This is a genomic window from Streptomyces sp. UNOB3_S3 (assembly GCF_020740895.1).
In the GTDB taxonomy this organism is placed as follows: Bacteria; Actinomycetota; Actinomycetes; order Streptomycetales; family Streptomycetaceae; genus Streptomyces.
This window is the reverse complement of the sequence record NZ_JAILXP010000267.1, coordinates 1-9,990: the sequence shown is the minus strand read 5'-3', so window position 1 is coordinate 9,990 and position 9,990 is coordinate 1. Positions and strand designations below refer to the sequence as shown.

General features: G+C 75.5%; 10 protein-coding genes and 1 riboswitch. Of the genes, 5 read left to right on the top strand and 5 right to left on the bottom strand.

Translation table 11 applies throughout. The annotated features are described in order from the left end of the window. Positions 1–79: 79 nt before the first annotated feature. The 3 genes from K6I33_RS24985 to thiO form a co-directional block, all read right to left on the bottom strand. The gene (locus K6I33_RS24985; protein ID WP_229356775.1) at positions 80–877 is read right to left on the bottom strand and encodes a thiazole synthase; all 798 of its coding nucleotides are present in this window, start codon (positions 875–877) and stop codon (positions 80–82) included. Between the two features lie 9 nt (positions 878–886). Further along, positions 887–1,111, bottom strand: a complete 225-nt coding sequence (gene thiS, locus K6I33_RS24980; protein WP_229356774.1) for a sulfur carrier protein ThiS — start codon at positions 1,109–1,111, stop codon at positions 887–889. Then, entirely contained in the window at positions 1,108–2,361 is a 1,254-nt protein-coding gene (thiO, locus tag K6I33_RS24975; protein WP_238492010.1) for a glycine oxidase ThiO, read from the bottom strand. Before thiO ends, thiS begins: the two co-directional genes overlap by 4 nt. Beyond that, positions 2,359–2,471, bottom strand: a riboswitch (TPP riboswitch). (Overlaps the previous gene by 3 nt.) Positions 2,472–2,623: 152 nt before the next feature. On the opposite strand from thiO, the gene K6I33_RS24970 reads away from it, so the two are divergent. The 5 genes from K6I33_RS24970 to K6I33_RS24950 all read left to right on the top strand — a co-directional run bounded on the left by K6I33_RS24970 (position 2,624) and on the right by K6I33_RS24950 (position 7,156). After that, a complete protein-coding gene (locus K6I33_RS24970) occupies positions 2,624–3,850 on the top strand; it encodes an NAD(P)/FAD-dependent oxidoreductase (protein WP_229356772.1) in 1,227 nt (408 codons plus the stop codon). 88 nt (positions 3,851–3,938) lie between these two features. Then, on the top strand, positions 3,939–4,304 hold the full coding sequence (locus tag K6I33_RS24965; protein ID WP_229356771.1) for an Rv2175c family DNA-binding protein: 366 nt from the start codon (positions 3,939–3,941) through the stop codon (positions 4,302–4,304). 140 nt (positions 4,305–4,444) lie between these two features. After that, positions 4,445–5,098: a thiamine phosphate synthase gene (gene thiE / locus K6I33_RS24960; RefSeq protein WP_229356776.1), complete on the top strand. Its 654-nt coding sequence runs from the start codon at positions 4,445–4,447 to the stop codon at positions 5,096–5,098. A 158-nt stretch (positions 5,099–5,256) separates the two neighbouring features. Continuing rightward, a complete protein-coding gene (metF, locus tag K6I33_RS24955; RefSeq protein ID WP_229356770.1) occupies positions 5,257–6,174 on the top strand; it encodes a methylenetetrahydrofolate reductase [NAD(P)H] in 918 nt (305 codons plus the stop codon). A gap of 40 nt (positions 6,175–6,214) precedes the next feature. Beyond that, the gene (locus K6I33_RS24950) at positions 6,215–7,156 is read left to right on the top strand and encodes a hypothetical protein (protein WP_229356769.1); all 942 of its coding nucleotides are present in this window, start codon (positions 6,215–6,217) and stop codon (positions 7,154–7,156) included. 45 nt (positions 7,157–7,201) lie between these two features. On the opposite strand, the gene K6I33_RS24945 is transcribed toward K6I33_RS24950, so the two are convergent. Together K6I33_RS24945 and K6I33_RS24940 are read right to left on the bottom strand one after the other, a co-directional pair. After that, on the bottom strand, positions 7,202–8,707 hold the full coding sequence (locus K6I33_RS24945; protein ID WP_229356768.1) for an NAD(P)/FAD-dependent oxidoreductase: 1,506 nt from the start codon (positions 8,705–8,707) through the stop codon (positions 7,202–7,204). Between the two features lie 91 nt (positions 8,708–8,798). Further along, on the bottom strand, positions 8,799–9,990 hold a 1,192-nt coding region (locus K6I33_RS24940), incomplete at its 5' end, for a CdaR family transcriptional regulator (RefSeq protein WP_229356767.1).

Genomic DNA, 9,990 nt, shown 5'->3' with positions numbered 1-9,990 from the left:
TCCCAGCGGTAGCTGGGGGGAGGGTGGGCACAAACCGGCCCACCGGGCAGCACCACCCCCGCCGCAGGCGCACCCCGCGTCACGCGAACGCCGGTCTCTCCGGGTCCAGGGTCGCGAGGCCCTCCATCGTGGAGGACGCCTCCGCGAAGTGGCGGCGGGGGATGCGCCCGGCGCGATGCGCCAGCCGGCCCGCCTCCACCGCGTGCCGCATCGCCTCGGCCATGAGCACCGGCTCCTGCGCCCGCGTCACCGCCGAGGCCAGCATCACCGCCGCGCAGCCCAGCTCCATGGCCAGCGCCGCGTCCGACGCGGTGCCCGCGCCCGCGTCCAGGATCACCGGGACGGCCGCCCGCTCGGTGATCAGCTGGAAGTTGTGGGGGTTGCGGATGCCCAGGCCCGAGCCGATGGGCGCGCCCAGCGGCATGATCGCCGCGCAGCCGACGTCCTCCAGCTTGCGGGCCAGGACCGGGTCGTCGTTGGTGTACGGCAGCACGGTGAAGCCGTCGTCCACCAGGATCTCCGCGGCGTCCAGGAGCTCGATCGGGTCGGGCAGCAGGGTGCGCTCGTCGGCGATCACCTCCAGCTTGACCCAGTCGGTGCCGAGCGCCTCCCGGGCCAGCCGGGCGGTGAGGACCGCCTCGCCCGCCGTGAAGCAGCCCGCCGTGTTCGGCAGCACCCGGATGCCGTGCTTCTCCAGGACGGACAGCACGGAGCCCCGTACCGTCGCGTCAAGCCTGCGCATCGCGACCGTGGTCAGCTCCGTGCCGGAGGCCAGCAGGGCGCGCTCCAGCACGTCCAGGCTCGGCGCGCCGCCGGTGCCCATGATCAGGCGCGAGGTGAACGGGGTGTCCGCGATGGTGAGCAGATCGTCCGCCATCTGTGCTGATCAGCCTCCCTGTACCGCGGTGAGCACCTCGACCCGGTCGCCCTCGCCGAGGGCGGTCGCCGGCCACTGGCCCCGGGGGACCACGGCCTCGTTGACGGCGGCGGCGACCCCGCCGCGCTCGGTGGTGAGCGTCGCCACGAGCCCGTCGAGCGTCGTCCCCGCCGGGACGGCGCGTCGCTCGCCGTTGACGCTGATGATGTGCGTGATCATGCCGCTGCCGGTCATGCGGGCTGCTCCTGGAGTGCGGGGGTGAAGCGTCGGGGGGAGAACGGGCGGGCCTCCTCGGGCAGCCGCCCGGTGGTCAGCACCTCGGCCATCACGTCCCCGGTGACGGGGGTGAGCAGCACGCCGTTGCGGTGGTGGCCGGTGGCCGCGAACAGCCCCGGCAGGGCGGTCGGGCCCAGCAGCGGGGCGTTGTCGGGCGAGCCGGGGCGCAGCCCGGCGAGGGTCTCCACGAGCGGCAGCTCGGTGATGCCGGGCACCAGCTCATGGGCGTCGCGCAGCAGCTCGTAGACGCCGCCGGCGGTCACGGTCGTGTCCCAGCCCAGCTCCTCGGTCGTCGCCCCGACGACCAGCTCGCCGTTCTCGCGCGGCACGAGGTAGACGTGGCCGCCGCGCACCACGGCCCGGACGGTCCGGGAGAGGAACGGCCCATTGACCGCCGTGTACGACTCCGGCACGCGCAGCCGCAGGACCTGGCCCTTGACCGGGCGCACCGGCGGTACGACGTCCTCGGGCAGGCCCGCCAGCCGGCCGCTGAGGCTCCCGGCGGCCAGCACGGTCCGGTCGGCGGCGAGCCGGGTGCCGTCGGCGAGCAGCGCCCCCGTGGCCCGGTCCCCGGCCAGCAGCAGCCGTACCGCCTCCGAGCGGTGGAAGGCCACGCCCTCGCGCTCGCAGGCCACGAGCAGCGCTCGGGCGAGCCGCCGGGGGTCGGTCTGGTGGTCGCCGTCGACACGCAGCCCGCCGCGCACGCCCGGCGCGAGCATCGGCTCCAGCCGGCGGCACTCGCGCCCGGTCAGCCACTGCGACTCCAGGCCGCAGCGCTGCTGGAGGGTGTGCAGCTCCCGCAGATGGGCCCGGTCGTCGGCGTCCAGGGCGACCGCGAGCGTCCCGCAGGCGCGGTAGCCGGTGTCCAGGCCGCTGGCCTCCTCCAGCTCGGCCGTGAAGGCGGGGTAGCGCCGCGCCGAGGCCAGGTTGAGGGCGAGCAGGGTCTCCTCGCCGTAGTGGAGCTCGGTGACGGCGGCCAGCATCCCGGCGGCCACCCGGGCCGCGCCCCCGCCGGGCGCGGGGTCGGCCACGGCCACGCGCAGCCCGCGCCGGGCCGTGCGCCAGGCCGTGACCAGGCCGATCAGACCGCCGCCGACCACCAGGACGTCATACGTCCGCGGGGCGGGTCCGAGGCGGTACGGGCGCGCGGGGCGCGCCCCGGTTCGATGTGCCGGTGTTCGATCCCCAGGGGTTCGATGCGCGTGCATGGGCGTCCAGCCCCTCCCTTCGCCGGCATGACCCGGATCAGGTTCGTACGGTCGGAGGCCGTCCAGCCTCCCTCTCAGCCCGGTCCGCCCGGGCTCCCGCGAGTGCTTGCAGCTTGCCACCCTAGTACGGCCCGAGGACCGCCCGGAAGGGCGGCCGGGCCCGGTGGGCGGCCGTCCGCCGCCCCGGCGCCATGACGTTGTGTCAGAGGTCTCCTCACGCGGCGCTCCGGACTACCGGGGCGTCGGGCCTACAGTTGATCGTGTGAGCGAGGAGACGAACACCAGCAGTGACCGCCGCGTCGTGATCGTCGGCGCGGGCATGGCCGGGGTGCAGACCGCCATCGCCCTGCGCGAACAAGGCTGGAAGGGCACGATCACCCTCCTGGGTGACGAGCCCCACCAGCCCTACGACCGGCCGCCCCTGTCCAAGTCCGTGCTGCTCGGCAAGGCCGAGGGCTCCGCCTTCGCCGTGGACTTCGACTCGCTCGGCATCGACCTGCGGCTCGGCCTCGCGGCCACCGGCCTGCGCGCCGCCGAGCACGTCCTGGACACCGCCGAGGGGCCCCTCGGCTACGACGTCCTGGTCGTCGCCACCGGCGCGGAGCCCATCGGCCTGCCCGGCGCCGGGGACCTGCCCGGCGTCCACGTCCTGCGCACCGTCGACGACGCCGAGCGGCTGCGCCCCGTCCTCGCCCGGCAGCAGGACATCGTCGCCGTCGGGGCGGGCTGGATCGGCGCCGAGTTCGCCACCGCCGCCCGCGAGGCGGGCTGCCGGGTGACGGTCGTCGAGGCCGCCGACCGGCCGCTCGCGGGCGCCATGCCCGCCGAGGTCGCCGCCCACATGGTCGACTGGTACGCCCACAGCGGCGCCCGGCTGCTGACCGGCGCCCGGGTCACGGCCGTCGAGCCCGGCGCGGTCGTCCTCGACGACGGCACCCGGCTGCCCGCCGACGCGGTCGTCGTCGGTATCGGGGCGCGCCCCGCCACGGGCTGGCTCGCGGGCTCGGGGATCGAGCTGGCGGCGGACCGCTCCGTCGTCACCGACGACCGCCTGCGCACCTCGCTGCCGGACGTCTACGCGGTCGGCGACTGCGCGTCCTTCCCCTCGGCCCGCTACGGCGAGCGGCTGCTGGTCCACCACTGGGACAACGCCCTCCAGGGCCCCCGGACCGTCGCCGAGAACATCGTCCACGGCCCCGAGGAGGGCTCGGTCTACGACCCGGTGCCGTACTTCTGGTCCGAGCAGTTCGGCCGGTTCGTGCAGTATGCGGGGCACCACGCGGCCGCCGACGAGCTCGTCTGGCGCGGTGACCCCGCAGGCGTGGCCTGGACGGTGTGCTGGCTGCGCTCGGGCGTCCTGGTGGCCCTGCTGGCCGTGGGGCGGCCGCGCGATCTGGCTCAGGGGCGCAAGCTCATCGAGAAGGGCGCGGTCCTGGACCGGGCCAGGGCGGCGGACGCTTCCGTTCCGCTGAAGGCCGCCGTGGTCTGAGGCGGTCCGAGGGGCCGGTGGGGTGGCCGGGGCCCGGCTCGGGTCAACCCGGCTACCGGCTGTCAGTCCCGGATGGCAGGCTTGTCCCGTGACCGAGATTGACGTGAAGATCGATGCGCTCGTGCCCGCCTGGCTCAACCTCCCCGACATCGCGGAGATGCTCGGCATCGAGGTGACGCGTGTCCGGCAGCTGGTCAAGGAGGGCCAGCTGATCGCCGTGCGCCGTGGCGAGAACCGTGTGCTCATGGTGCCCGCCGCTTTCATCAGCGAGGGCAAGGTCGTCAAGGGCCTGGCCGGGACCCTGACGCTGCTGCGTGACGACGGCTTCAGCGACGAGGAGATGCTGGAGTGGCTGTTCACCGCCGACCCGACCCTGCCCGGCACCCCCGCGCAGGCGCTGAGCGAGAATCGTGGCACGGAGGTGAAGCGCCGCGCCCAGGCGCTCGCCGTCTGACCTGATCCTCAAGCCGTGACCGCGCCCATGGCGCGGTCACGCCCACAGCCGGCGTGAGAGCGCCGGGTAACACCGTCCGGTGCGCGGGCGCGGGGACCGCCCCGCGCCCGCGCACCGCCCACCCGGGGGAGAAGCACCCGATGTCCTTCACCGCGCGCGAGCGGCTCGCCGAGGCCCGGCTGTACCTGTGCACCGACGCGCGCAAGCGCCAGGGCGACCTGCCGGAGTTCCTCGACGCGGTCCTCTCCTCCGGAGTGGACGTCGTCCAGCTCCGCGACAAGGGCATGGAGGCCGGGGAGGAGCTGGAGCACCTCGCCGTCCTCGCCGAGGCCGCCCGCCGCCACGGCAGGCTCCTCGCGGTCAACGACCGCGCCGACGTCGCCCACGCCGCCACCTCCGACGTCCTCCACCTGGGCCAGGGCGACCTGCCCGTGCCCGCCGCCCGGGCGATCCTCGGCGACGAGGTGCTGATCGGCCGCTCGACGCACGCCGAGGCCGAGGTGGCCGCCGCCGTCGCCGAGCCCGGCGTGGACTACTTCTGCACCGGCCCCTGCTGGCCCACGCCCACCAAGCCCGGCCGCCACGCCCCCGGCCTCGACCTCGTGCGCTACGCGGCCTCCCTCGCGCCCGCCCGGCCGTGGTTCGCCATCGGCGGCATCGACGCCGGCAATCTGGAGCAGGTGCTCGACGCGGGCGCGCGCCGCGTGGTCGTGGTCCGCGCGATCACCGAGGCGGACGACCCGGGCGAGGCCGCCGCCCAGCTCGCCAAGCGCGTCCGCGCCTACGACGCGTGACGCTGTCCGTCTCTGTCGTCTCTCTCCGGGCTTCTGTCCGGGCTTCTGTCCGGGCTCTGTCCAAGGAGTGGGACGGTCCATGGACATCCGCCGGATCAAACGGGCATAACGCCATACTTGGTTGGGGCGTCCAGTACGCCGCTGGTTAACTTGCCGCTATGGCCCTTGGCACTGCCTCCACCAGGACGGACCACGCGCGCACCGTCCGTGAGCTGCTCGCCTCCGGCGAGCGCTCGTACTCGTTCGAGTTCGCTGCCCCCAGGACGAGGAAGGGCGAACGGACCCTGTGGGACGCCATCCGGCGGATCGAAGCCGTCGCCCCCACCTTCGTCTCCGTGACCTACGGCGCCGGCGGCTCCTCCCGTGAGGGCACGGTCCGCGCCACCGAGCGCATCGCCACTGACACCACCCTCACCCCCGTCGCCCATCTGACGGCCGTCAACCACTCGGTCGCCGAGCTGCGCAACGTCATCGGGCAGTACGCCGACGTGGGCATCCGCAACATGCTCGCGCTGCGCGGCGACCCGCCCGGCGACCCCATGGGCGAGTGGGTGCGCCACCCCAAGGGCGTCCAGTACGCCGCCGAGCTCGTCCGGCTCATCAAGGAGTCCGGCGACTTCTGCGTGGGCGTCGCCGCCTTCCCCGAGATGCACCCTCGCTCCACCGACTGGGAGACGGACGTCCGGCACTTCGTCGACAAGTGCCGGGCGGGCGCCGACTTCGCCATCACCCAGATGTTCTTCCACCCGGAGGACTATCTGCGGCTGCGCGACCGGGTCGCGGCGGCCGGCTGTGACACCCCGATCATCCCGGAAATCATGCCGGTCACAAACGTGCGGCAGATCGAACGATTCGCACAGCTCAGCAATGCCGCGTTCCCCTCGGAGCTCGCCGAACGGATCCTCGCGGTCAAGGACGACACGGCCGCTGTACGCTCAATCGGGATCGAGTACGCGACGGACCTGTGTGCTCGGTTGATGGCCGAGGAGATTCCCGGGTTGCATTTCATTACCCTGAACCACTCCACGGCCACGTTGGAGATCTACCAGAACCTGGGACTGCACCAGCGGTCCTGACGGCCGGCCGGCGACGGCGGCCGTACGAGAGGGGCGTTGGATGGGCTGGACGGTCCTCTACATCGCGTTCGGCGTCGTCGCGCTCTGGCTGCTCGCCGAGGTGCTGCTGCAGTACAAGGCGAGGCTGCGCTGGCGGCTGCTCGCCTTCACCGGCTTCCTCGGCGTGGTCGCCGGCGTGATCGTGCCGTCCGTCGTCGTCATCGTCATCGGCGCCCTCGCCTTCGGCGTGGGGCAGACCTTTGTGACGCTCTCCTTCCGGCGCGGCTTCTCGATGGGCTGGGCCCTCCGACGGGGCGCGGCCGACGACGGCGACGGGCCGGCCGGTCCCCCCGAGACGAAGTCCCGGGCGGGCGGCGGCGGCCGCGCGGCACGCCGCCGCAAGGGCGGCGAGCGCGGCAAGGGGGGCAAGGGCGGCGCGGAGCGCGTCCCGGCACCGGCTCCGGCCGGGCCTCCGCCGGCCGCCTCCGACATGACCCTGCCCGCCTCCGGCCCCGACGCCCTGCCGACGGTCGCCGCCGGCGCGGCGGGGACGCCGGACCCGATGCCCGGCGTCCCCCAGCAGCCGACCGCCGAACAGCCCCACCTCATGGGCCACGACACCCCGGGCGGCACCGGCTTCGGCGCGTACGGCGGCACGCCCGCCCAGGGCGGCTACGAGGGCGGCGCCTTCGACTACGGGCAGGCCCAGGGCCAGTACGCGTCCTACTCCGACCCGTACATCGGCAACCGCCCCCCGTCCTACGAGACGTACGACGCCTACGGCCAGCAGCAGTCCTACCCCCAGCAGCAGTACGGTGCCGGTGCCTACTCGGCGGGCGCGTACGCCCCCCAGCAGTACGACACGGACACCCCGCCCGGTGGTGTCTGGGTGCCGCAGCAGCGGGACACCGACGCCGCCCCGGGCACCCCGGCGCCGCAGCCGCACGAGCAGAACAACCCGCCGTACGGTCACGGGTACGACGACCAGCGCTACCGGTACTGAGGCGCGACCGCCCAGGATTACCGCTCGGGGACTACCACTCGGGGATCACTGGGAGCCGCGCCAGTCGGCCCCGGAGACGACCAGGCCCGCGACCATCGCCCCCGACATCCCGGCGTGCGCCAGTCCGCCGCCGGGATGGGCGAAACCGCCCACCAGATAGCACCCGGGCAGCCGGGTGAGATTGCCCGGCCGCAGGAACGCCCCCCGCGCCCCGGCCAGTACGGGCGCGGGCACCCCGCCGCCCTCGGCCCCGGTCTCCGCCTCCGTGTCGGCGGGGGTGCGGACCTCGCGCCACAGCAGCCGCTCCGCGAGGTCCGGGACCGCCGCCTTCGCGGACTCCACCACGCGGTCGGCGAACGCGGCGACGGCCTCCTCGTCACGCCAGTCGGCACGCTCGCCGTGCGGCGCGACGGTGGCCGTGAGGGTCACTGCCTCGTACCCGTCGCCGGGGACGACGGCCGGGTCGTCCGGCCGGAGCACGGTCACCGTCGGGCGGTAGGTGTGGGTGGCCCCGGCGCCGAAGACCGCCTCCAGCTCCGCCGCGCGGTCGCCGCCGTGGACGACCGTACGGTGCGCGGTGCCCTCGGGGCGGGCGCCGGAGAGCGCCAGGAACACGCTGAACCTGCCCGGGGGCACGGGCGCCGGCACGGCCTCCGCCGCGCCCGGCGCGACGGCCGCCAGCCGGGCGGGGGAGACCCCGGCCACCACCATGTCCGCCTCGGCCACACCGCCGTCGGCCAGCCGCACCCCGGCCGCGCGCCCGTCCTTCTCCACGACGCCGACGACGTCGGAGCCGAACCGGAACTCCACGCGCCGCGCCAGGCACCGCTCGTACAGCGCGTCCGCGAGGCCGCGCATGCCGCCGGTCACGTACCAGCTGCCGAAGGTCTGCTCCATGTACGGCAGGACCGTCGCGCTCCCCGGCGCCCGGCGCGGGTCGAGCCCGTGGGCGAGGGCGTGGCTCTCCAGCAGGGCGATCAGACGGGGGTCCCCCAGCTCCCGTTCGGCGACGGACGCGAGCGTCACCGGCACCGGGCGGCGGAACAGCCCCTTGCGGTGGGGCACCGCCGGATACGGATCGCGGCCCAGGGCCTCGGCGCGCTCCGCGCGCAGCGGCTCCTCCAGCAGCGGGCGCCGCGTCGCGTCCCACACCTCGCGCGCCCGGTTGACCAGCTCGCTCCACCGCTCGCCCGCGCCCGCTCCCACCGCCGCGTCGAGCGCGGCGACGACACCGGCCCGGGAGGCGTTGGGCAGCGAGAAGCCCGTGCCGTCGGGGAAGAGATGGCGGCTCGCCGGGTCGACCTGGACGAGCCCGAGGCTCCGCTCCAGCGACTCCTTGCCGGTCTTGACGAACAGGTCGCGGTAGACGGCGGGGAGGTGGAGGAGGGCGGGGCCGGTGTCGAAGACGAAGCCGTCGCGGGTGAGGCGTCCGACGCCTCCGCCGTGGGTCTGTGCCCGCTCGTACACCACTACGTGGTGGCCCGCGATGGCGAGCCGGGCGGCGGCTGCCATGGCGCCCATGCCGGCGCCGATTACTGCGATCCGTGCCATGGATTCGACCCTATCGGTCGGTCGCGGCGGCTTCGGCACCGCCGGATGCCGCCGCGGTGGCTGATCGCCGTCGCGGCGGGGGCAGGGCCCGCTACGGCCGTCCCGTCGTCGCCTTCAGTGCCAGCCAGAGCTCCATCCGCACGTCCGGATCGTCCAGCGACCGCCCCAGGATCTCCTCCACCCGCCGCATCCGGTACCGCAGCGTGTGCCGGTGGACGCCCAGGTCGGCGGCGGCCGCGTCCCACTGGCCGTGGCGGGCGAGCCAGGCGCGCAGGGAGGCGACGAGGTCGCCGCGCCCGGTGGCGTCGTGCTCGTGGAGGGCGCGCAGGAGCCCGTCCGCGAAGGCCCGTACCGCGTCGTCGGCGAGCAGGGGCATGACCGAGCCGGTCGCGACCTCCTCGTGCTCGACGAGGGCGCGGCCCCGGCGCCGGGCGACGGACAGGGCCTGTTCGGCCTGGTGGAAGGCGGCCCCGGCGGCCGCCGGGCCGGCGGCCGCCGAGAGGCCGACGGCCACGCCGGGCTCGGCGCCCCCGTCCCGCGCGTCCCGCGCCTCCCGCGCCTCCCGCCCGTCCCGGTCCGCGGCGGCTCCCCGTCGTGCCTCGACCGTGCGGGCGTACGCGACACACGCGGCCACCGCCGCCCCGCCGTCCCGGGCGAGGACGACGACGCGCTCCCCCTCCGGTACGACGAGCACCGGTTCGGCCGCCCGGCTCGCCGCGGTCTCGGCGGTGTCGGCGAGCGTGCCGAGCCCGCCCTCCGGGTCGCCCTCGGGAGCCTCCGCCACCAGCATCCGGAAGGGCTCGTCCAGCAGCGCCCCGTACAGCTCCCCCGCGACGGCCCGCGCGTGGCCCGGCTCGTCCGCGAGCAGCATCCGCAGCACCGCCGCGCCCAGCCGCGCCTCCGCGTCCTGGAGGGCGCGCGAGCGCTCGGTGGTCAGGGTGAGGAGGGCGACGGCGGAGTTGACGGCGTAGCGCCCGGCGGTGCCGAGGGGGGCGTCCGTGCCCACGGCGAGGACGCCGCGGGTGCGGCGGCCGGAGCCGAGGGACTGGAGCTCGACGCGGTCGCCGCCCTCCGCCCCGGCGGCGTCCGGGCCGAGGACGGCGCTGGCGGGCGCGGGCCGCTCCCGCAGCCGTTTGACGTCGGCGCCGAGCCGGGCCGCGCGGCGGGCCGCCCAGCCGGGCGCGGCGGCGACGACGGCGCCGGAGGCGTCGTAGAGCGCGGCCCAGCCGCCGAGGTGGGCGGCGAGCCGGGCGAGGAGGGCGGCGGGGCCCTCGGGGGCGAGG